Raw genomic sequence first — 22154 nt, 5'->3', positions numbered from 1 at the left:
CGGGCGCCAGCCGCGGGCGGTAATCGGCCGACGCGTTGGGCTGCGCTCAGTTTGTTGCACGACCCGCAGTAGCGTATCGACGGCAGGACGGCCGGGTAGCTGCATCGTCGCGCTCGGAAACAAATCGTTCGATTCGAACGGGGTTCTCTCTTGCGATTCAGACTACAGCTTCGATGCGTACCGGCATCGCGCTCATTACCGGCATGGCGTTGATCGGATCAAGACCAACTGTAGTGCTGAGCAACTGGTTTGGATTGGCGCCGGCGTAGGTCTCGGGCTCCTCGTCGGGCATCGGTCCCCAGCCGTGCGGGATGGACACGACGCCTCGGCGCAGCGCGGCGTCCCCTTTGACGATGGCTCGAATGCGGCCATGCGGCGAAACAATGGCCACGCACTGGCCTTCGGTCAGTCCTTGAGCAGCCAGGTCATCGGGATGCACAAAGGCCGGATTGAACGCCATGCGTCGGCGCACCGCGGGCAGGTGGTGGTACATGGTGTTCTGCACGTCGCGCACGCGCCGCACCGCCAGGCGATGCGTGAACCCCGGCGGAGCCCCCGCTTCGTTCAGTACGCCCGCCAGTTCGCACTCGACGTCGTCCGGCATCACGTCGAAGCGCGCGGCGTTCCCTGGCTCGCCGGGCTGCACGATCATCGGTTCGATCTCGTAGACTTTCCCTTGTGGGTACAGCTTCAGTTCGTCAAATGAGATCGAGCCGTGGCGAACCAGGATCGCCAGCAGCTCTTCGGTGGTCGGAGCTGCGCGCATATCGAGCGGAACGTCGTCGAATATGATGGTCTTGCCCAGGCGCCGCGCCAGATCCCAGAATACGAACCAGTCGTCCACGACTTCGGATCCCTCCGGCGGCGTCGCCACGGCGGCCGAGTATTGTGCGTAAGGCTGAAACATGATGTAGGACTCATAGTCGCGCGAATGCAGGTCGGCGCGCTCGAACATCAGCTTCGGTGGAATCACGTAGTGCGCGAGCCGCGCAGTGTTAGTCATGAAAGGCTCGATGCATACCAGCAGTTGCAGTTGGCGCAGCGCATCGGCGATGCGGCGCTGGTCGGGCACGGCATCGACTGGATTGCCGCCGTCGACCAACAGCGCGCGGATCTGGCCGGCGCCAGGCGTAGTGATTTCCTGGGCCAGCGTGCCGCTCATCTTCTGGCCGAACAGCATGCCATAGCCGCCGACACGGCTCTTCCAGCCGGATTCCCAGGAACGGCGTGGCGCAATCACTTCGGCGCGGCGCTGGTAGCGTGGGGCGACTACGCCGGGGTTCGGTACAGGGTCGCCGGGGCGAGCGAAGCGGCCACACACGACGTTGAGGCATTCGACCAGATGCTCGGCCAGATTGGAGTGCGGCGCCATGTTGGGCCCGGTTCCCGATGCGGCCGAGCCACGCTTGCGGCGCAGGCCGCCGGCCTCCCGGACCGGTTCCGCGAAGGCCGCAGCGGCGGCTTCGAGCCCTTCGACGCTTACGCCGGCGCGCTGGGCGACGTAGTCGGGCGTGAACGGCTCGACCGCGCGCGCCAGTCGTCGCAGGTCCTTGACGTAGCGCGCGCAGAATTCAGCATCGTGCCAGCCGCGACACAGAATGATGCGCAGCAGGCCAGCCAGGACGGTCGGGTCCTCGCCCGGCAGCACCTGCAGGAAGACATCGGCATGGCGGGCGGTCTCGGTCTCTCGTGGATCAATCACCACCAGCTTAAGGCCGCGCTCCTTCGCTTCGTGGAGCTGCTTGACCGGATTCTGCAATGCAAAGTTGAACGTGGATAGCGACACCAGCGGATTGGTGCCGACGAACAATAGCGCGTCGGCGAGCGCATACGGATCTTTGCCGGCGGCCCAGCCGCCCAGTCGCTCAAATGCCACCCATTTGGCCGACTGGTCGATGGTCATTGTAGAGAAAAACGAATTCGAACCCAGCGCCGCGAGGAAGGCGGGCAACATATGATTGGCGGCGAGGTTAGAGTAGTTCATGGTGCCGCGAAAGGCTGCGACCGCATCGGCGCCGTGGCGCTCGATCAGTGCCTGGAGTTGCGCCGCGATCTCGGCCAGCATCACGTCAAGCGGCATCTGCACGAAACTGCCATCGGGCTGCCGTTTCAGCGGGTGCAGGAGCCGCTCCGCGCTGTTATGCGCCTCATGCAGATACGCGCCCTTGATGCAGGCGTAGCCGCGCGTGAGCGGATTGTCGCGGTCGCCGCGCGCAGCAACGACGCGTCCGGCGTCGTCCAGGGTCAAGCGCAGTGAACAGTTGCCGGCGCAGATGCGGCAGGCGGTGACGGCTTCGCGTGGCACGGCGAGCTCCTCGTGTAGTGTGGCCCACACCTCGTAACCACCCACAACTTTCGGCGTAAAGGTTAAAGCCGAGCCGGATACCTGCGCGATGACAGAGCACCCGCATACGACTAGCGCTAGATCGCCGCCAGATTGCGGCCGTCCATTCGCTATTATAAACGACGTTCATATTTTGGCAAATAGCCCGGCGACCTGTTGCGAGCGCCGCTGCCCGCAAGTCCGGCACGCCGCGCCCCGGCAGGGACATCGGGCCTCGCGACGGCCCGTCGCACGAGAAGCACGAACTCAATCCTCACCGGCATCATGAGAGCCCAAGCTATCGCTCCTCCCGATCAACTTTCTCGCGATGGCCTCCGCGCGCGTCATGTCATCGTCAGGCGCTGGTGCCGCGTTCGCACCTGCCTGCGCGGTGGCGCTGGTGCTTAGCGCTCCGTCGCGTTGATGCGTATCGCCCCACACTGTCATCGAGAGGCCTCGCTGTTCTAGCGCCCTGCTGCTGTCTCACACGACTTTGGCGCGCCGTGCTTTCGCCCGTTGTCGGCCAGAGGGCGATGCCCGCGTCTCTCATGTGAATGACGGCTGAGTCCGTGAAACCGGCCCGTCGCGCCTCACGTCTGCAGTACCGCCGGAGGGCCGAGCGAACGGGCGTAGTTCGCAATGGGCGCTTTGAGCTGCTTCATGCAAAATAGCCACATCCAGGATGTGGAGGATGACTCCGTGGGTATCAACTTCGACTTGAACGACTTGCAGGCGTTTCGAGCAGTAGTGGAACTGGGAAGCTTCCGCAAGGCCGCCGAGGCGGTGAGCATTTCGCAGCCGGCCTTGAGCCGCCGGATCGACAAGCTCGAGGAAGCACTCGGCGTGCGTCTATTCGAGCGCACCACGCGCAGCGTCACGCTCACCACCGTCGGCCGGGTATTCGCGCCGAGCGCCGAGCAGCTGCTTGATGATCTCGACGTCGCGTTGCTCGGCATCCGCGACGTTTCTTCGAGCCGACTGGGACATGTCACCATCGCCTGCGTGCCTTCGGTGGCCTACTACTTCCTGCCGAGCGCCGTCGCGAGCTATCATCGCCGCTTCCCGCGCATCAGGGTCAAGATGCTGGATATGAGCGCGAATGAGGTGCTTGGCGCCGTCATCAGCGGAGAGGCGGATTTCGGCGTGAGCTTTCTGGGCAGCCAGGAGTCCGAGGTCGAGTTCAAGGTTCTGCTGCAGGAGCGCTTCGTGGCCGCCTGCCGCCGTGATCACCCGCTCGCGCGCAAAAAACGCGTGACCTGGAACGAGCTTTACGAGTACGAGTACGTCTCGGTGGACAAAACTTCCGGCAACCGACTGCTGCTCGATCAGGCGCTGTCGGCCGTGGCGCCGCGTGCGCCGAGCGTCTGCGAGACGCGTCACGTAACGACCATGCTCGGTTTAATCGAGGCGGGGCTCGGTGTCGCCGCAGTGCCGTCGATGGCCATGCCCGGGCGCGATCACCCCATCCTCACGAGCGTGCCGCTCGTCGAACCGGTGGTGAAGCGGCGCGTGGGAATCGTGAGACGCCGCGGACGTCCACTTACACCGGCTGCGCAGGAGTTTCACAGAACGATTGTCGAGATGAAGCGCGGCGGCGTCGCATGCAGCGATGCCGTGGGCAATAACACGTCTCCAAAAGAGCCGCCAGGCAGGAAAACCGCATCGTGAGGTTGGCAAGACCGCTTCGTTCGCTCTATCTGCAGGTTTTGCTGGGCATGATGCTCGGCATGGCGCTCGGTCACTTCTTGCCGCAAGCGGGCCCGCTGCTCAAGCCCTTGAGCGACGGGTTCATCGGCCTCGTGAGGATGATGATTGCGCCGATCGTTTTCTGCACGATCGTCTCGGGGATCACGTCGCTTGCGAGCGGGAAGGCCATCGGGCGCACAATTTTTCAGGCGCTGGGACTGTTCTATTTTTTGACAGCCGTGGCGCTTGCGCTCGGACTCGTCACGGCCTTCGTGCTGCGGCCCGGCGCGGGCATGCACATCGACGCTAACCATCTGGACGCGAGCATCCTCGCGCAATATGCGAAGCACGCGCAGCCGGGCGGCCTTGTCGCATTTGCGCTGAGCGTCATTCCCGAGACGATGCTTGGCGCCTTCGACAAGGGCGAGGTGCTGCCAGTGCTGCTGCTCTCGCTGCTCTTCGGCTTTGCGCTAAATTCCTGTCCGGAGGCGGGCAGGCCGGTGCTCGCGCTCATCGACGGCATTGCCGAGACCCTGTTCCGCATCCTCGCGATGATCATGCGACTCGCTCCGCTCGGGGCATTCGGCGCGATGGCTTTCACGGTGGGCCGCTTCGGCATCCGCTCGGTCGGATCGCTCGGGATGTTGATGGTGTCCTTCTACATGGCATGCCTGCTGTTCATTGCGCTGGTGCTCGCTCCGCTCGCGCGGCTGCACGGCTTCGCACTTTGGCGGCTCTTGCGCTACATGCGCGAGGAGTTGCTCATCGTTCTCGCGACATCGTCGACGGAGCCGGTACTGCCGCGCCTGATCGCGAAGCTTGAGGCGCTCGGCTGCGACAAGGGCGTTGTGGGGCTTGTGCTGCCCGCAGGCTACTCGTTCAATCTCGACGGCACCGCGATCTATCTGACGCTCGCCTCGATGTTCATCGCGCAGGCGTGCGACGTGCCGCTTTCCGCGCCGCAAATCGCGATGATGCTCGCCGTTATGTTGCTCACGTCCAAGGGGGCGGCGGGTGTGTCGGGCAGCGGATTAGTGGCGCTCGTCGCGACGCTGACGGTGATTCCCGATCTGCCCGTCGCCGGGGTGGCGCTACTGGTGGGCATCGACCGCTTCATGTCCGAGGCGCGCGCCCTGACGAGCGTGATCAGCAACGCCTGCGCGGTGATCTTCGTTTCGATGTGGGAGGGTGCTTGCGATCGTACGCGTCTTGCGCGAATGCTCGGGGCGGCAGCGCCAGGCGGCGCGGACGGTGCGGGGGATCCCGCGAGAGATACCTCGGGGATGTGACAGGAAGGCCGCCTGAGGCAAGCCTTCATTCAGGTTTGCGTCAATGAGCGGAGACGGTATCTAGCCCTGTCGATTTGACGTCTGCCTGTACGCCAGGTGAAGCGAGGTAGTCGAGCAGGGCTTTCGCTTCCTTCGGATGCTGTGCGTTGACGGGAATGCCGGCGGCGAAACGCGTGACCGACTGCAGGGACTCAGGAATCTTTCCGACGAAGGTCGCCCCCTTGACGGGCAGCAACTCGCTCACCTGCTGGAAGCCGATTTCGTAGTCGCCGTTCGCCACCACCGAGGCTACTGGAATCCGCGGGATCATCTTCGCCTTCGGCTTGACCTGATCCTCGATGCCGAGCTTCCTGAACAACTCCCGCTCAATGTAGACACCGCTTGCGCTGTCCGAGTACGCGATCGACTTCGCATGCAGCAGGGTCTGCCGGAGGCCTTCTGCCGAACTGATATCGGGTTTCACCGCTCCTTCGCGCACGACCATGCCGATGCGCGAATCGGCCAGCTCGACCCGCGATCCGGGGATGACCTTGCCTTTCTGGATCAATTCGTCAAGCGCATATCCGACCATGATAACGGCGTCGGCGGGCTCACCACGCTCGAGCCGGTTGGGGATCGCTTCGGGCGATTTGCCCATCGACGGACCAAGCGCGGTGTCGAGCGTGTTGCCCGTCCCGGATGCGAACTTCGGGCCGAGCACCTTGTACGCTGCGGTAAAGCCACCCGAGCTCATGACGTGCAGGTCGGCGGCTTGCACGTTCGCCGCAACAGCCGAGGTTGCGACCAGTGCTGCGGCGCATAGTTTCAGAAACAGATTTCTCATGATCGGAGCCGTGTCAGATTGTGTGTTTAGCCGCCTGCGGAGCGAGACGCGAATCAGTGCGCCGGAGTCAGCGTCGCTGCGCGGCGCCGATAGAGTGCAAACGTCGCCATCAGGGCGCACGCTGCCGCGAAGCTCATCCAGTAGCCGGGTGCGGCCTTGTCGCCAGTCATGTGAATGAGCGCCGTGGAGATCGCCGGTGTGAAACCGCCGAATACGGCGGTCGCGAGGCTATAGGCGAGCGAGAAGCCCGCGACGCGTACCTGCGCCGGCATCACTTCCGTCAGTGCGACGATCATCGCGCCGTTATAGATGCCGTACATGAACGAGAGCCAAAGGAGGGCGAGCAGCATGTTGAGGAAGCTGGGCGCGTGAGCGAGCAGCGACAGCGCCGGGTGCGCGGTCGCGATGGCGAGCACCGTCATGGCGATGAGGAGCGGCCGGCGGCCGATCCTGTCGGAGAGGGCTCCGCCGATCGGCAGCCACACGAAGTTCGACACGGCCACACACAGCGTCACAAGCAAACTATCGGCGGTGCTGAGGTGCAGGACCGTCTTGCCGAAAGTCGGCGCGTAGACCGTGATGAGATAGAAGCTCGCGGTGGTCATCGCCACCAGCATCATGCCTGCAATCACGACGGTCCAGTTCTGGACCAGCGTCGTGAATACCTCCTTCATGCTCGGGCGATGCTGGCGAGCCTTGAACTCCTCGGTTTCCTGCAGATTACGACGCAGCACGAAGACGAACGGCACGATCATGCAGCCGACGAAGAACGGCACGCGCCATCCCCACGCCGCGATGGTAGCGGCGTTCAGCGATTGGTTGAGCGCGAAGCCGAGGCCCGCGGCCACGACGATCGCCACCTGCTGGCTCGCGGACTGCCAACTCGTGAAGAAGCCCTTGCGGCCGGGCGTGGCCATCTCGGCGAGATACACCGACACGCCGCCCAGCTCCGCACCCGCGGAGAAGCCCTGCAACAGCCGCCCGAGCAGCACAAGCGCGGGTGCCACAAGGCCAATGGTCGCGTAGCCCGGCACGAACGCAATGAGGATGGTGCCGCTCGCCATGATGGAGAGCGTGACGATGAGCCCCTTGCGGCGGCCGACGTCGTCGATGTACGCGCCGAGCACGACCGCGCCGAGCGGGCGCATCAGAAAACCGGCACCGAAGACCGCGAACGTCATCATCAACGAGGCAAATTCGCTCCCGGCCGGAAAGAAGACGTTGGCGATCTGCGTCGCATAGAAGCCAAACAGAAAGAAGTCGAACTGCTCCAGAAAATTTCCGGCCGTCACGCGGAAAACCGCCGCAGCCTTTGAATGTCCCGGCGAAAGGGTAGAGGGTGAGGGGTGCATCAATGTGTCTCCTGAAATCCCGAGCTATGCGGTGGTCCCGCTCTTTGTCTTTTCGGGAATTTTGGCCCGTGGCCAATCAAACGATAAGTGCAATCTTCTGAACGATTGATGTCAAATGGTTATCAATCGGCGCCCCCTTTTTCGCCGCCGCCGCGCGTTAGCTGTGCGCCAGCGCGTGGCGGCGACCATCAGAGGCCAGCGGTCAGGCCACGAAACGACACTGGGAAGCGGCCGTACGCGTGTCCATATTGCGTCCGCGGTTCAAATGATCGTCAATTTCCGCAGCGCAGCCCAGCATGCGCGGATAGAGGAAGATCGTGAACGCGGCCGTTTCAAGGTCCGCCTCGCTGAACTCCCCGCGCTTGAGCGGCTGCCACAGCATCTTCAACAGCAACGCGGCAATCACGGCATCGACATTGACGCAATAGACATTGCGCGAGACGCCTGCGTCGAACAAAGCCTGCACCAGCACACGGTAAAACGCATGAAACGCGTTGTACTCGCCGCGGGCTTCATAAAGGTTGGCGATGAAGATTTCCCGCGGGTCGTGGTTCACCGGCTTGTCTTTGAAGACCGGATGATTAACACCCGGAAGTTTCGCAATATCGAGGCTCCCCAACTGCTTCTGGCGCGCCTTGTACTGCGCGTATCGCTCGACGGAGCGCCGGGCGAGCGCTTCGAGGTCCACGGCATGATGAGCATCGGTCGGATCTTCAAGGCCGCTGCTGCGGAACGCCTCGTTGAGGAACGCAATGCCTTCGTAGCCGTTGCCGCCATGCGTATATCCAGTGTGCGTGAGGAACCCCGCCAGAGCCTTGTTTAGCTGCACCCGCTCGGGACTTTCCGGGCCATCGGCAGATACTGCGCCCTTTGCGCCTTGCGCCGAAATGGCGCCGGGTCCGTTCGTGAGCAGCAAACCGACAAGGGTCTTGAACGCGAAAAGGTCGTCGACAGTCGGTTTCAGGTTTAGCAGCGCTGCGAAGGCGATTTCCGTCAGAGTGCGTTCGCCGAGTAATTCTTCGGTGGCGAAGCCGCAAAATCCGTCCGGGCCGTGCTGCGAGGCGTCCGCTGAGGCGCCGATCATGGTGCCGAAGAGCTTTGTCCACCACGGCAAGCTTTCTGCGGTCAGGCGGGAGATCCGCTTGCGCATGAGCGGGCCCCAGGCGAGTGTCGTCGTGATCGCCGCGAGTACTGCTTCCGGGCGCGGATGGCCCGGGCCACACGACAGCCATCGGATCATTGCGGAACTTACGCCGCGCGAGGCGAGCCCGCCCAGCATGGCTTGCGCCTCTGGATCGGGTTCATCGCAGAACAGCGCTGCAGTGTCCGCGGTGTGGACGGCATCGACATCGAAGGTCTCGTCGAACGCGTCTGTGAGCCTGGCTGTCGCGAAGCCGTCGATCATCAGTGCTGCCGCCTCGCGCGCAGCACGCTGGCGATTCGGCCCGACGATCGCCGCCGCGGCCGCGAGCACGGCATTGGGCGCATTGCCCGCCTCGCGCGAAGCCTGCGCGGCCGCCAGTTCCGGTGTCCCGTGCAGATTCACTGCAGCGCCAACAGCCACGTCGATGAGCTTTGTGTCGTTTGCCCCGCCGAACTCCCGCAACAGCGCGAGGCAGATGTTCTCCTCAAGCGAGTGCGTCGCTGCTTCGAGCATGGATACCCCGTGCAGGCTGCTCACCTGCGTTTTTGCGTCCATCTGCGAGGCGCCCGAAGCGTCCTTCAACGGTTGGCGCGGCGGGATTGTGCCGATCTGGCTGTTCGCCCGCGTAATCTGTTCGTTGTACGGCGCGACTGCTTCCACGACCGGCAGGGCGAGGTAGTCTGGCAGTTCGATCCCCTGATCCGAGCCAAACCACGGTTTGAGCGAGAGGCTGCCTTCCGGCTCAAAGTCGGGCATCGTCGCGTTCGCGCGCATCACTGCGGTGAGCGCGGCGGGAATGTGCGCGATGTTTGTCACAACGGCGCCCTTCACCGAGAGCAGCATGGATCGTCCGGCGTAAAAAGACGCTCGACGCCGAACTTCTCCATGAACCAACGCTCCTTCGCAAGAGCATCGTCGGCGCCGCCCGCCATTGCGCCCGCATGCCCCACCGCGCGCGTCAGACGACTCTTCCAGCGGCCTACCACGCAGGCAATGACGGGTTTCGTAAATGTGGCGTCGGCCTCGTAGTAGCCGCCCGGCTCACAGTACAGTACGGCAGCCTTGCTGCGCGCGTCGTTGGCGAGGGCAAAGGCGAACTCCGGCGCCGCATAGTGGATGTAGACGTCCTTGCCGCTGGATACGACGGTCGTTGTACCCCAGCCGCTCATGCGCAGATATTGCGCAATGGTGGTGCTAAACCCGCCCGAGTTGGAAAAGATCGCGATCGAGCCCCGCCGCAAAGTTGCGCCGGGATCATCGCCGCCGAGCGCACCCCCGATGCGCACCCGCTGCCAGGAGTCCGCGACGCCCAGCCCGTTCGCGCCAAAAATGTCGATGCCTGCTTGCTGGCCCATCGCGCGAATTTCCCGGGCGTCGTGCACGGAGATCTTCTCCGTAATGATAAAAATCTTGCGCAGATCGGGATTGACGCGGATCAGTTCGGCCACCCCATCGCGCGCGGCCGACGGCGGCAGATAGACGACGCCGCAATTGAAACGATGCCCGGCTTCGAGGCCTTCGCGCACGTTGTTATAGACGGGGATGTCGCCGGCAGGCGTCACGAGCACCTGCCCGCGCTTGCCAGGCGCAGTGCCGAATACGATATTCCCACCGGAAAACGCGTGGCTCACCGGCGTCACGTCCGACGACTCGCCTCCCAGAATGTTGAGCACACAAACGCGGTCCTCGCGCGTGACTAATTGTGCAAGCGACTGGATGCCGACGAAATACCTGAAATGATTATTGCCTTGCTTGATCATGTCGATCTCCTTACGCCTTTGCCGTATCCGTCTGCGGTTGCGTCTGACGCGCGCCGATGCGCGCTGCGACCTGCGCGCGTCCTCCCGATTGCATCCACGCATCGGCCTTCCGTGCGTACTGGATCACTTCGCTGATGTCGGAGTCAAAGCCGAACAGGCGATAGGGAAGGCCGAGCGAATCACAGGTGTCGCGCAGTGCCGACATGCCACGAACAAGGTTTGGACCGCCGCGCCCAAGGACGACATAAAGCGGGGTGGGACCGTGCTCGCTGAAGTGCTCGCGTAGCGCATCGGCCATCGCGCGCAGTGTTTCGTAGATATCGGTGTTGTTGGACTTGCCGCCAATGATGAACAGTACGTTGGACTGCTTCAGCCAATGCCGGAAGCAGATGCGCGCCACTTCCTTCATTTTTTCGTAGGGAGGATTGCCGCCGAAATCCGAAGAGATGATGGCTGCGTCGCCCAACATCTCCGTGACGAGCGAGTTGGCCCCGCCGCCGAACGTGGGCGCGAGGATCGTTCCCTTGTCATTGATCACATAGACATCGCTTTGACCCTGGTGCGTGCGAAGCTGGTTTGATCTCCTGCTCGAAGTCTGAGTAGTCGGCAGCGAACAGGTGAGCAGGCAGGCCGAGGCGCGAGAAGCGCGGGTCGTCACGGTCGAACCCGCACTTGAAGTCGCAGGCCACGGGTGTGAGCCGACCGTTCTTGTCCTCGCGCATGCGGATCGGATTCAGCTCGAGCGTCGTCATGCCGAAGTCGTGAAAGAGCTCCCAGAGCTTCGGCAATTGCTGCACGAGTGGGGAAATGATTTCGCGCGGCGCGCCGATCTCGCTCAACGCATTCGCGACGACGAACGCCTTCAGGCCGGTCAATGCATCAAAGGGCACCATTGCGACTTGCTTTGGATCGACCTCTTCGATGTCCATGCCACCCGCGTGCGACAGCGTCATGGTGGGAGCGCGAAAGCGGGTGGAATCGGTGATCGAGAAGTAGACTTCATGTTTGGCCGGTACGCCTGCTTCGAACGTGACGCCGTTCGCCTTGGCCCTTACATGACCCACGACGTGCTCGGCGAAGTACAGCCGCTCTTTCTCGGCGAGCGCCGTCTTGAGATCTGTCGCGCGCCCGAGCAACCCGGCCTTGCCCTTCTTGCCCACGCCGCCCTTGAATACCGGCTTGATAAAGACCTGCCCGTGGCGGTCGATCAGCGACTTTATCTCCTCCTCGCTGGCGCTCGGCCCCAGCACTTCGCTAGCCGGGAATCCGACGAATTGCAATAGGCGCGCGCCGTGCAACATTCCGGTGATCTGCATATGAGTGTCTCCTGAAATTCAAGGCAATGACGAATGAAGCAGGTACTGAGTGCGCTTAGCTCGCTGCGGAAGGCGCGAAATGCTCATCTGCCGTGGACTCGCTTGAAAGCGGCGGCAGGATTCACAACGCGAGGTGGGTCATGCGAGATGGGCATCGGCTACCGTTGGCGGCACCCGTGACCGGGTTGCACTGGAATGCGGCGAAACGCTGTTCTGCGTTTCGCGCCTGTCTCCGATGCGTTCTCTGTCGACGCGTTTATGAACTTCTTGAGCATCGATATTTGCTCAAGACGCCCCGAACGAGAAGTGCAATTTTTTGAAGCATTGATGTTCAACGGTTATCAATATCGTCGAACGCCGTTACGTTGTGGCGACAAGCGCTGCTTTCATGGTGGGCCTCACGGCGACGCTTGAAATTTCGGCGCAAGCTCTAACCGGTCGACTTCGCAACTCAACCCAGTCGCACGCGGCCAGCTTTACTGTCGGCATCGTTGGGTGCAACTTTCTTGATGTCACTTCCGACCCAACGCTCTTCAGAAGATTTCAGATGCGATCGCATCGCCGCTTCTGCAGCAATAGGGTCTCCTGCTTGCAGTGCATGCAGAACGTTTTCGTGCTCCTCAACCGCAGCCATCCATGTGGCCGTATTTTCGACGAGTTCGCTAATCCTCGCCCCGATCGGATCGCGCCTCGCGTCGAACAGATCGGCCACATATCGGCTCAACACCGTATTGCCGGCCGTTTCCGCGATGATCAGGTGGAATTGCCGGTCCGGTTCCACAGGAGATTTGCCGGCAGAGGCGAGGCGATGCATCGCATCCACGCTGCGCCGCAACCGGTCCAGAGAGCCGGCCGTAAGCCGCGTGCTGGCGAGCACGACGAGGCTGCCTTCGATTACGGCCCGGGCCTGCATGATTTCCGTCGGACTTTCGCCTAATACAGCCAGTGACTCTTCACGTTCGTTTGCGGTTTCGAGCACATAGACGCCCGAACCCATGCGGGTCTCGACGCTGCCGCCGATTTCCAGTGCGATCAACGCCTCGCGCAGAGACGGGCGCGAAACACCCAGTTGCTGCGACAACTCGCGCTCCGGCGGCAGTCTCGACCCCGGCGGGAAATCCCCTCCGTGGATGAGGCCGCGAATCTGGTCGGCGACTAATTGGTAAAGCCGCTTTGGCTCGGTCTGTTTCATTTTGCTGCCGGAAGGATAAATGGCCCGGGTCGTCTGTCGACCAGCGATCAAAGTCTACCACGCAAGCCTGACAAGGTTTTCAGCGCATTTTGCAGGAACAGTTCGGGTTTGCCCTTGGTAAGGCCAGAAGAAGTATCTTGCAAATTGGCTTGACCAAAATCGCCGTTTATTCTTTAATCTGCATCAGATTGGCCTGACCGACGGCAGCGCCTCTACACAAAAGAAGGAGACACGTGTGACAGATCTGAGCACTGACCTGGCCCCGCGCGTGGTGGACGGCTTCGCGTTAAAGGAACCCCCGGAGCTATTGAAACTGAGCGGGCTGGGCAAGCGGTTTCCCGGTGTCGTTGCACTGGAGGACGTGCACTTCCAATTGCGCCGCGGCGAAGTGCACGCGATTTGTGGCGAAAACGGCGCTGGCAAGTCGACCCTGATGAAAATCGTCAGCGGGCAATACCAGCCGGATGCCGGCACGATCGTTTTTCGCGGCATGGAAAGGCGGTTCGCGTCCTCACTCGAGGCACAGGAAGCAGGCATTGCGATCATTCACCAGGAACTGAATCTGGTGCCGCACCTGTCGATTGCGGAAAACATCTACCTGGCACGCGAGCCCAAACGCGGGCCGTTCATCGATCGCGCACGACTGAATGGGAACGCCCAGCGCGCGCTCGCCCGCATTGGATTGTCGTTGCCGCCCACGAGGCTGGTGGGGACGCTGTCGATCGCCCAGCAACAGATGGTCGAAATCGCCAAGGCGCTCTCGCTCGACGCCCAGGTGCTGATCATGGACGAACCCACTTCGTCGCTCACGGAATCCGAAACCATGCACCTGTTCCGGATCATCAAGGAGTTGCGCGAGAGCGGGGTCGGCATTGTCTACATCTCTCATCGTCTCGATGAACTGAAGCAGATCGTCGACCGCGTGACGGTGCTGCGCGACGGACATCACATTTCAACCGACGATTTCGCGGCGACCAGCATGGATGAGATCGTCGCGCGAATGGTCGGCCGGGCGCTGAACGATGCGTACCCGCCGCGCCGCTCGGTTCCGACGCAGGACGTGCTGCTGCGCGTCGACAATCTGTCGCGCGCACCGGCATTTGGGCCGGTTTCGTTCGAACTGAGGCGAGGCGAGATTCTCGGCTTCGCCGGTTTGATGGGCGCAGGCCGGACCGAAGTGGCACGGGCGATTTTCGGCGCTGACCAACCGGACGGCGGCGAGATTCATATGGGGAGCGAGCGCGTCTCGATCCGCTCGCCTATCGATGCGATTCGCCACGGTATCGCGTATCTGTCGGAAGACCGCAAGAGCGACGGCCTCGCGCTGAAGATGCCGGTCGCGACCAACATCACGCTGGCCAATATCGAGGCGGTGTCGGGTCGCGCCGGCTTCATTCGTTTCGCCGAAGAAGCGGCCATCGCACAGCGTTACGTCGAAACGCTCGGGATCCGCACGCCGACCGTCCATCAACTCACGCGCAACCTGTCCGGCGGCAATCAGCAGAAGGTTGTCGTCGGCAAATGGCTGTTTCGCGAATCGAAGATTCTGTTTTTCGACGAGCCCACGCGCGGGATCGATGTCGGCGCGAAATACGCGATCTACACGCTGATGGACCAGCTCGCCGCGCAGGGCATCGGCGTTGTGCTGATCAGTTCGGAATTGCCTGAAATTCTCGGCATGTCCGATCGCGTCGCGGTATTCCACGAAGGCCAGATCGCCACGATCCTGGAGACGCGCCACACCAATCAGGAAGAAATCATGCACTTCGCATCGGGACGAAATCATGCTTGAAATAACAACCGAACAGACCACTACTGTCGACACCAGCGCGAAGCTCCGGCGTCGCGACCTGATTCAGAAATTTGCCGCGCTCGGCAGTCTGATCATGCTGGTGGCCGTCTTTTCATTGACCAGTTCCGCTTTCTTCTCGGTCGACAATGGCATGACAGTGGCCTTGCAGGTGACGTCGATTGCCTATCTCGGCGTGGCGGCAACCTGCGTGATCATTACGGGCGGAATCGACCTGTCCGTGGGTTCCGTACTCGCGCTGTCTGGTGTGGTCGCCGCGTTGCTCGTCAAGGCTGGCGTGCCGATTCCTCTCGGCATGCTCGGCGGCGTCGTGGTGGGCGGCCTGTGCGGATTCGTTAATGGCCTGTGCGTCACGCGTATGGGGCTGCCGCCTTTTATCGCCACGCTCGGCATGATGCTGGTCGCGCGTGGTCTCGCGCTTCAGATCACCGGCGCGCGCCCGGTTTCGGGACTCGGCGACGCGTTCGGCGAACTCGGAAATGGCGCGTTGTTCCGCATCTCGCATATCGGTGCAGACGGGTTCCCCGATACGGTATTTCCGGGGATCCCGTATCCCGTGATCATCATGGTCGTGCTGGCGGTGGCCGTGTCGATCATGCTGACGCGCACCTCGCTTGGCCGCCACATCTACGCAGTCGGCTCGAATGCCGAAGCTGCGCGGCTCTCCGGCGTCAATGTCCGCCGCGTCACCTTGTTTACCTATGTGCTGTCCGGCGTGCTCGCCGGTCTGACGGGTTGTGTGCTGATGTCGCGCCTCGTCACGGCGCAACCGAACGAAGGCGTCATGTACGAGCTCGATGCGATCGCCAGCGCCGTGATTGGCGGGACGTCCCTGATGGGCGGTGTAGGCACGATCTCCGGTACGGCCATCGGTGCGTTTGTGATCGGCGTGCTGCGCAATGGTCTGAACATGAACGGCGTATCGAGTTTCATCCAGCAAATCATCATCGGACTGGTCATTCTCGGCACGGTCTGGATCGACCAGGTCAGAAACCGTCGATGAAGCACATCGAATGATGCTATTCGAGAAGTCCAACAAAGCAGTGCAATCACCAACCCAAGGAGTGAGACATGAGAAAGATGTATCTGGCATTGGCCGCCGCACTTTTGACCGCAGTGACGGCGCACGCGAATGCGGCGGGCGGAGAGATCGCCGTAATCGTCAAGACGGCCAACTCGAATTTTTGGCAGAACGTGCAAAAGGGTGCAACGGAGGGCATGAAAGGGCTGAACGGCTACACGATGACGTTTCAGGGACCGGCGACCGAGTCAGCCGTGGCGGACGAGGTCAATATGGTCGAGAACGCGGTGAACCGGCATGTCGCGGCGATCGTGCTCGCGCCGTCCGATCCCGACGCGCTGGTCCCGGCAATGAAGAAGGCCTGGGAGGCAAAAATTCCGGTCGTCCTGATCGATTCGCTCGTGTCCGATTCCGGCAAGCAGTATTACCAGTCGTTTCTCTCGACCGATAACGTCAAGGCCGGTGAGTTGTGCGCGAAAGCGATGATCGACCGTGTCGGACAGACGGGGAAAGTCGCTGTGATGTCGTACGTCGCCGGCGCGGGTTCCGAGATTGGCCGCGTGGGTGGGTTCCGGAAGTATCTCGAGCAGCACTCGAAGCTGCAGATTGTCGGACCGTTCTACTCGCAGTCGCAGATGGCGACCGCGCTCAATCAGACGACCGACGTGCTGTCTGCCAATCCGGATCTGAAGGGTATCTTCGGTGCAAATGAACCGACTGCTGTGGGGATGGGGCGCGCGTTGGCGCAGTCCGGGAAAGCCGGCAAGATCGTCGCGATCGGCTTTGACGGCAACCAGGACCTCCAGGGCTTCATCAAGGACGGAACCATCCAGGCCATCGCTGTCCAGGGCTCGTATCAGATGGGCTACAAGGGTGTCAAAACGGCGGTGGATGTGATCGAACACAAGCCGGTTACGAAGCAACTGGATACCGGTGTCGTGATGGTCGAGAAGGACAACATCGATCAGCCCGCCGCGAAGAATGTCCTGTATTGAAGCGCGATGCGGACGACGCCAGACGGCGTTGTCCGCCCTTGAGCCCAGCGCTATTCAAGACGCGCTGTGAAGCGTGGAACATCCAGCAATGAATCCCTGGGAACGGAATTCCTGATGAAAGCAAGTGATCTGCGTGAGGTGTCGCGTGCCAAGGTGCAACTGAGCGCACTGGGTATGGGTTGTTCGCAACTTGGCGGTTTGTATCGCACGATGCCGCCGGAACAGGCGCGCGCGCTGATGGACGAAGCATGGTCGCTCGGTCTGCGCTATTTCGACACTGCGCCGTTCTACGGGTACACGCTTTCGGAACGCCGCGTGGGCAACGCGTTGTCAGCGCGGCCACGCGACGAGTTCGTGCTGAGTACGAAAGTCGGCAGGCTTCTTCGGCCGGATCCGACTGTTCAATGCGGCGACGACGGCTGGGCTGAGCCGCTTCCTTTCCGGCCGCACTACGACTACAGCTTCGACGGCGTCATGCGGTCTTTCGAAGACAGCCAGCAGCGTCTCGGTATTGCGCAGATCGATCTGCTGTATGTGCATGACATCGGTCGAATGACACATGGGGATGCAAACGTCGAATTCTGGAAACAGCTGACAGAAGGGGGCGGTTTCCGCGCGCTCGACACGCTGCGCAACGCGGGGGTGGTCAAAGCCATCGGTCTCGGCGTGAACGAGTGGCAGGTCGCGCATGAAGCCATGCAGGAATTACAACTCGATGTGACGTTACTGGCGGGCCGCTATACCCTCCTCGAGCAGGATTGTCTCGCGCCGTTTCTCGACAATTGCGTACGGTATGGGAATTCGATCGTGGTCGGCGGTGTGTTCAATTCTGGCGTGCTGGCAGGTAACGGCAAGTTCAATTACGGGGACGCCCCCGCCGGTGTCGTGTCGCGCGTCAACCGGCTGGCTGAGGTTTGCCGCGAATTCGAGGTTCCGCTACCCGCCGCGGCACTGCAGTTTCCGCTTGCGCATCCTGCGGTTGTGTCGTGCGTGGTGGGCGCGCGCAGTGTCGAACAACTCCAGCAGAACGTCGCGTGGTTTGAGCAGGCGCTGCCAGCCGGATTGTGGCAGGAGCTGAAGTCGGACGGTCTGATCGCGGACACCGCACCTGTACCCGAGGTGGTCGAGTGAGCCTGCGTATCGACGCACATCACCATTTCTGGCACCTCGCGACACATTTCGGCGACTACGCCGGTTGGCTTGCCGCCTGTGAAGATTACTGTGAGCGGTATGCGGGCGATGAGGACAAAGACGCTGTATTCGGCGGCAACGCTTATCGATTCTACCGGCTCGAAGAATAGGGAGAGTGTAGTGCAACGAATGGGAATGGTCATCGGTATCGATCCGCAGCACATCGACGAATACAAACGCTTGCATGCGCAGGTGTGGCCGACGGTGCTCGATCGCCTGAAACGCTCGAATGTCACCCGCTACTCGATTTTCCTGCGGGAGCCCGAGAACCTGTTGTTTGGTTACTGGGAATACGTCGGAACTGACTATGAAAGCGATATGGCCGAGATTGCGAGCGACCCGGAAACACAACGTTGGTGGAGCCTGTGCAGCCCGTGCCAGAAACCGTTGGTGAGTCGTGCGCCGTCGGAACACTGGGCACAGATGGAAGAGGTCTTTTACCTCGAATAGCGTTGTCTCGACACGGCACTCGTTTGACCTCGCCATGAAGAAACAGATTAACCGGGCTCGCATCGAAACCGCACGATGGCTTCGCGGGTTCTGTAGCTGAAAAAGGAAACCTCATGCTCACTATTATTTGTGAAACTCCCGGCGTACTACGCGCTGAGACGCGCTCACGGCCACCGCGCGATCGCGGCGAAGTGTTGCTACGCGTTCGACGCGTCGGCGTATGCGGCACCGACCTGCACATCTTTACCGGCAATCAGCCATTTCTCGCCTACCCCCGCGTGATGGGACACGAACTGTCGGGCACGGTCGAAGAAGCCGACACGGATTCCGGCCTGGGCGCCGGCGACCCGGTCTACGTGATGCCCTACCTGTCATGCGGTCAGTGCATTGCCTGCAGGAACGGAAAGACGAACTGCTGCGTGAACATTCAGGTATTGGGCGTGCATCGTGATGGCGCATTGACGGAGTATCTAAGTTTGCCGCGTCAGTTCGTTCACAAGGCTGAAGGAATCACGCTCGATCAGGCGGCAATGATCGAGTTTCTCGCCATTGGCGCGCACGCGGTTCGTCGCGCGGACGTTCAGGCGGGACAGCGCGTGCTGGTAGTCGGTGCAGGTCCGATCGGTATGGCCGCAATGATCTTTTCACGTCTGCGCGGGGCCACGGTGACGGCGCTCGATACACGGCTCGATCGTCTCGACTTCTGCGCTGAGAAAATTGAAGTGGCGGCTACTGTGCAAATCGGTGATACCGACGTCGACGAGCTGGCGAAACTCACCGACGGCGAATTCTTCGATGTGGTCTTCGATGCGACGGGTAATCCGGCTGCCATGGAGCGTGGCTTTGAGTTTATTGCGCACGGCGGGAAATACGTGTTGATTTCCGTGGTGAGAGACAAGATCACTTTCTCCGATCCGGAGTTCCACAAGCGCGAAGCCACCTTGATCGGAAGCCGCAATGCGACTGCGGAAGATTTCGAAACTGTGCTCAGGGCCATGCGCGCCGGTCAGGTGCCCGATGCGGCACTCAACACGCACCGGATGAAGCTTGCCGATGTTCCTGCCGAATTTTCGAAACTGCTCGAACCGTCCGCAGGTGTAGTGTGAAAGCCATCATCGAATGCTGACTCTGACGCATATCGGATATTTGCCATGAGCCAGCCAATTCTCCAGTTCGGCACTAGCCGCTTTCTTCAGGCGCATGTCGACCTGTTTGTTTCGGAAGCCATGACGCGGGGTGTCGCGCTCGGTGGCATTACAGTCGTGCAGACCACCAGCAGCGAGTCCAGTCAGAAGCGTATTGCAGCGCTGGCAGAGGGCGGGCGATATCCGGTACGGGTTCGAGGCATGCGTCACGGAGTGCTGGTGGACGAGATGCTGAGCGGCAACGCGGTGCGCGCAGCATGGCACGCCGAGTCTCATTGGGCACAAGTGCGAGACGCCGTGGCAGAGCACGTCGAAGTGATTGTTTCCAATACGGGAGACAGGGGATTCCGGCTTGATGACCAAGATACCGCGACGCTCGTGAATCATCCGGAGCGCGTGCCACAGAGCTTTCCGGCCAAGCTGCTGGTGTTGCTTCATGCCCGTTGGGAACGAAACCCTGATGCGCCGCTCTCCCTTTTTCCATGCGAACTCGTGGTCAATAACGGCGATACGTTGCGCGAACTTGTCGTGACTCTCGCGGTAAAGTGGCGGCTGCCGGAGCCGTTCACTATCTACCTTCGAACGCGTTGCATATGGGCCAATTCGCTCGTCGACCGCATCGTTTCGCAGGCGATCGAACCGGTGGGCGCCGTTGCCGAACCGTATGCGCTCTGGGCGATTGAGCAGCAGCCGGGGCTGGTTCTACCCTGCACCCATGAAAACATCGTTTTGACTGACGATCTGCAGCACTTCGAGCGCCTGAAGTTGTTCCTGCTCAATCTCGGTCACAGCTATCTGGCGGAGCGGTGGCTAGAGGACCGCCGACCGGTTGACGAGACCGTATGTCAGGCAATGAACGACCCGATACTACGCGCCAGCCTGGAAACTGTCTGGGCGGAAGATGTGCTCCCGACATTTGCGGTCCTCGGTCAGCGCGAGCAGGCTCTCGCCTATCTCGTCGAGTTACGCGAGCGCCTGCTCAATCCGTTTCTCGAGCACCGGATAGCGGACATCGCGCAGAATCACACAGAAAAATTGCAGCGGCGTTTTCTGCCGCTCGTGCAACTTGCCGACAAACTCGGCGTGAAGCCTGGACCGCTGCGAATACGAGCGATGCTGGAGCGCGTCGCATCGGTTTAGCCAAGTCCCGAATACCCGCCATTGCGAAGCTTGGAAATGCCTTATCACCAATCACATTTCGCAGTAGCCAACACAGTCCGCTCGTTGCCGAATACACAAGCTGCGTACGATTGGCAACCGCTCACGTAGCGAGGATCGAACACGTTCGCCACATTCAGTGCGAGGTGCCAGTTGCGAGTGTCATAGCGCAGCGCGGCGTCTCACAACGTATAGCTTGTGATGGTGAGCGAGTTGTCGGCCGCTCCCGCCAGCGCGCTCTGATAGCGGATGCCCGCGCCGATGCCGAAGCCGGTGAGCGCGCCCGTATGCCATGTCCAGTTGGTCCACAGCGACGCCATCTGGCGCGGGCGCGCAACGTCGACCGGCCAGTTGTTCAGCGAAGCGTCGTTTGCCTTGACGTTCTTCACGTCCTGATAGACGTACGACGCAATTATCGACCGGTCCCGCGTTACATTTCCGACGTCGGCCCTCGTATGCCAGTGCTCGAACAGATCCGGGGCGATTTCATGACAATGACCTCAAGGGCAACACCACGGCGCGCTTTTCAAAACCGATTCCCAGCGCAAATTCGGGAATAATCGGACGCCCAATAAAAAGCAAACGTTTGACTGACCATATTTAACATTTAAAACGCTTAACTTTGCTCTGGAAATGCCGATATATAGATTGGAATTATTTGGGGGCCGCGCATTAAGTTCCGCTGTACAATGCGCCGCTCATCCTGAGCGCAAGGGTATCTCATGAGTTACACGCTCGTACCGCAGCGGCGGGGCCCTCGGTTGCCTTGGCTGAAAAACAAGACTTGGGCGCGGCTCTCCTGAAGAGGTCTCTAAAGGGCGAGTTATCAACGGTGCCGCCTCACGTTTTGGGAATTATTATGGCGGGCGCAATGATGGAACGAATAATGGTTTTACTTATTCGGTGAGTAAAAATTACAGCAGATTGCCCGGCCGGTACGCGGTGCAGTCTGCAACAAACAATATGGCCAGTTCGACGGGGTGGCGCATGAGCAGTGCATCAGACATTTCGAATCTCTTCCAGATGTTGGGCGTGAGCCCGTCGCATTATCAAGAAATAGAAAGAATAGAGCAGGTGCAAGGTTCGCGTGGGCGTTGGTCCATGCAGACCACCTCGTCGCCAGGGGACACGACCCGGGACGACTCGGCTCGCGAGGCTGAAGCCGTTCTTCCCACCGATGTGACTGAAGTGGCCCCCGCCGCGCCGCCGCAGCTGATTGCGCCAGCCGTCCCCGCTGCCGTGTCCGGATCTCTTCCGGTATTGCAAGCCGCCCCCGAACAGCCGGTCCTTCAGTTCAATCCCGAACCTGTCACCGCTCCTCAACAGCCGGATTCTCTGAGCGCCGTGTTTGCGCGCCTGCGGGAACGGAGCGAGCCTCAAGAAGGTGTTCCGCAACGCCAGACGTCATGAACTTCGTCACAGTCTTTTCCGTCAATGACGGCCTGGTTAAAACCACGGTGGCCGCGAACCTGCGCGTCGTGCCGAACCGGCGCACGCGC

General features: G+C 61.3%; 14 protein-coding genes and 4 pseudogenes. 11 read left to right on the top strand and 7 right to left on the bottom strand.

The features are described from left to right. Window positions 1-157: 157 nt before the first annotated feature. Complete coding sequence (locus OKW30_RS33765; protein WP_429348762.1) at window positions 158-2305, bottom strand: molybdopterin-containing oxidoreductase family protein; 2148 nt, start codon at window positions 2303-2305, stop codon at window positions 158-160. A 717-nt stretch (window positions 2306-3022) separates the two neighbouring features. Here OKW30_RS33765 and OKW30_RS33760 point away from each other — a divergent pair. Next, entirely contained in the window at window positions 3023-3991 is a 969-nt protein-coding gene (locus OKW30_RS33760) for a LysR family transcriptional regulator (RefSeq protein ID WP_429349217.1), read from the top strand. Beyond that, window positions 3988-5298 carry a C4-dicarboxylate transporter DctA gene (gene dctA / locus OKW30_RS33755; RefSeq protein WP_429348761.1) on the top strand — a complete coding sequence of 437 codons (1311 nt, stop codon included), beginning with the start codon at window positions 3988-3990 and terminating at the stop codon, window positions 5296-5298. The genes OKW30_RS33760 and dctA overlap by 4 nt, the downstream gene beginning before the upstream one ends. A 40-nt stretch (window positions 5299-5338) precedes the next feature. Here dctA and OKW30_RS33750 read toward each other — a convergent pair whose 3' ends face one another. The 5 genes and pseudogenes from OKW30_RS33750 to OKW30_RS33730 all read right to left on the bottom strand — a co-directional run bounded on the left by OKW30_RS33750 (window position 5339) and on the right by OKW30_RS33730 (window position 12885). Further along, the gene (locus tag OKW30_RS33750) at window positions 5339-6121 is read right to left on the bottom strand and encodes a substrate-binding domain-containing protein (protein ID WP_429348760.1); all 783 of its coding nucleotides are present in this window, start codon (window positions 6119-6121) and stop codon (window positions 5339-5341) included. A gap of 53 nt (window positions 6122-6174) precedes the next feature. Beyond that, the gene (locus tag OKW30_RS33745; protein ID WP_187626519.1) at window positions 6175-7473 is read right to left on the bottom strand and encodes an MFS transporter; all 1299 of its coding nucleotides are present in this window, start codon (window positions 7471-7473) and stop codon (window positions 6175-6177) included. 202 nt (window positions 7474-7675) lie between these two features. Beyond that, window positions 7676-10377: pseudogene (locus OKW30_RS33740) on the bottom strand (CoA-binding protein). 10 nt (window positions 10378-10387) lie between these two features. Continuing rightward, window positions 10388-11693 (bottom strand): annotated as a pseudogene (locus tag OKW30_RS33735) (ATP-grasp domain-containing protein). A 451-nt stretch (window positions 11694-12144) separates the two neighbouring features. Beyond that, the gene (locus OKW30_RS33730; protein ID WP_429348759.1) at window positions 12145-12885 is read right to left on the bottom strand and encodes a FadR/GntR family transcriptional regulator; all 741 of its coding nucleotides are present in this window, start codon (window positions 12883-12885) and stop codon (window positions 12145-12147) included. 244 nt (window positions 12886-13129) lie between these two features. Between OKW30_RS33730 and OKW30_RS33725 the strand changes: the two genes are divergently transcribed. The 8 genes and pseudogenes from OKW30_RS33725 to OKW30_RS33690 all read left to right on the top strand — a co-directional run bounded on the left by OKW30_RS33725 (window position 13130) and on the right by OKW30_RS33690 (window position 20637). Further along, window positions 13130-14677 carry a sugar ABC transporter ATP-binding protein gene (locus OKW30_RS33725; protein ID WP_429349216.1) on the top strand — a complete coding sequence of 516 codons (1548 nt, stop codon included), beginning with the start codon at window positions 13130-13132 and terminating at the stop codon, window positions 14675-14677. Next, a complete protein-coding gene (locus tag OKW30_RS33720) occupies window positions 14670-15698 on the top strand; it encodes an ABC transporter permease (RefSeq protein WP_184062789.1) in 1029 nt (342 codons plus the stop codon). Before OKW30_RS33725 ends, OKW30_RS33720 begins: the two co-directional genes overlap by 8 nt. A gap of 68 nt (window positions 15699-15766) precedes the next feature. Then, window positions 15767-16711, top strand: a complete 945-nt coding sequence (locus OKW30_RS33715; protein ID WP_429348758.1) for an ABC transporter substrate-binding protein — start codon at window positions 15767-15769, stop codon at window positions 16709-16711. Window positions 16712-16825: 114 nt separating this feature from the next. After that, window positions 16826-17842 carry an aldo/keto reductase gene (locus OKW30_RS33710; protein ID WP_429348757.1) on the top strand — a complete coding sequence of 339 codons (1017 nt, stop codon included), beginning with the start codon at window positions 16826-16828 and terminating at the stop codon, window positions 17840-17842. Further along, window positions 17839-18012: a hypothetical protein gene (locus tag OKW30_RS33705; protein ID WP_184062783.1), complete on the top strand. Its 174-nt coding sequence runs from the start codon at window positions 17839-17841 to the stop codon at window positions 18010-18012. Before OKW30_RS33710 ends, OKW30_RS33705 begins: the two co-directional genes overlap by 4 nt. Window positions 18013-18037: 25 nt before the next feature. Then, window positions 18038-18352: an L-rhamnose mutarotase gene (locus OKW30_RS33700; RefSeq protein WP_090806617.1), complete on the top strand. Its 315-nt coding sequence runs from the start codon at window positions 18038-18040 to the stop codon at window positions 18350-18352. Window positions 18353-18465: 113 nt separating this feature from the next. Beyond that, a pseudogene (locus OKW30_RS33695) lies at window positions 18466-19478 on the top strand (zinc-binding alcohol dehydrogenase family protein). Window positions 19479-19503: 25 nt separating this feature from the next. Further along, window positions 19504-20637 (top strand): mannitol dehydrogenase family protein, encoded by a 1134-nt coding sequence (locus tag OKW30_RS33690; protein WP_429348756.1) that lies wholly within the window; start codon window positions 19504-19506, stop codon window positions 20635-20637. A 44-nt stretch (window positions 20638-20681) separates the two neighbouring features. On the opposite strand, the pseudogene OKW30_RS33685 reads toward OKW30_RS33690, so the two are convergent. Further along, window positions 20682-21098, bottom strand: a pseudogene (locus tag OKW30_RS33685) (TonB-dependent receptor domain-containing protein); the annotation flags it as partial. A gap of 544 nt (window positions 21099-21642) precedes the next feature. Between OKW30_RS33685 and bcsR the strand changes: the two are divergent. Next, window positions 21643-22065 carry a BcsR/BcsP family cellulose biosynthesis protein gene (gene bcsR / locus OKW30_RS33680; RefSeq protein WP_429348755.1) on the top strand — a complete coding sequence of 141 codons (423 nt, stop codon included), beginning with the start codon at window positions 21643-21645 and terminating at the stop codon, window positions 22063-22065. Window positions 22066-22154 lie beyond the last annotated feature (89 nt).

Origin of the sequence: Paraburkholderia sp. Clong3 (assembly GCF_050436485.1) — a bacterium.
GTDB classification, from domain to species: Bacteria; Pseudomonadota; Gammaproteobacteria; order Burkholderiales; family Burkholderiaceae; genus Paraburkholderia; species Paraburkholderia tuberum.
Note: the sequence above shows the minus strand (reverse complement) of the source record. Positions and strands in the feature narration are given on the sequence as shown.

Excerpts from the sequence above, each read along its gene's own strand:
- OKW30_RS33700 (WP_090806617.1), top strand. The coding sequence starts at position 18,038 with ATGGTCATCGGTATCGATCCGCAGCACATCGACGAATACAAACGCTTG.
- OKW30_RS33710 (WP_429348757.1), top strand. The coding sequence starts at position 16,826 with ATGAAAGCAAGTGATCTGCGTGAGGTGTCGCGTGCCAAGGTGCAACTG.
- OKW30_RS33690 (WP_429348756.1), top strand. The coding sequence starts at position 19,504 with ATGAGCCAGCCAATTCTCCAGTTCGGCACTAGCCGCTTTCTTCAGGCG.
- OKW30_RS33745 (WP_187626519.1), bottom strand. The coding sequence starts at position 7,473 with ATGCACCCCTCACCCTCTACCCTTTCGCCGGGACATTCAAAGGCTGCG.
- OKW30_RS33720 (WP_184062789.1), top strand. The coding sequence starts at position 14,670 with ATGCTTGAAATAACAACCGAACAGACCACTACTGTCGACACCAGCGCG.
- OKW30_RS33730 (WP_429348759.1), bottom strand. The coding sequence starts at position 12,885 with ATGAAACAGACCGAGCCAAAGCGGCTTTACCAATTAGTCGCCGACCAG.
- OKW30_RS33715 (WP_429348758.1), top strand. The coding sequence starts at position 15,767 with ATGAGAAAGATGTATCTGGCATTGGCCGCCGCACTTTTGACCGCAGTG.
- OKW30_RS33750 (WP_429348760.1), bottom strand. The coding sequence starts at position 6,121 with ATGAGAAATCTGTTTCTGAAACTATGCGCCGCAGCACTGGTCGCAACC.
- bcsR (WP_429348755.1), top strand. The coding sequence starts at position 21,643 with ATGAGCAGTGCATCAGACATTTCGAATCTCTTCCAGATGTTGGGCGTG.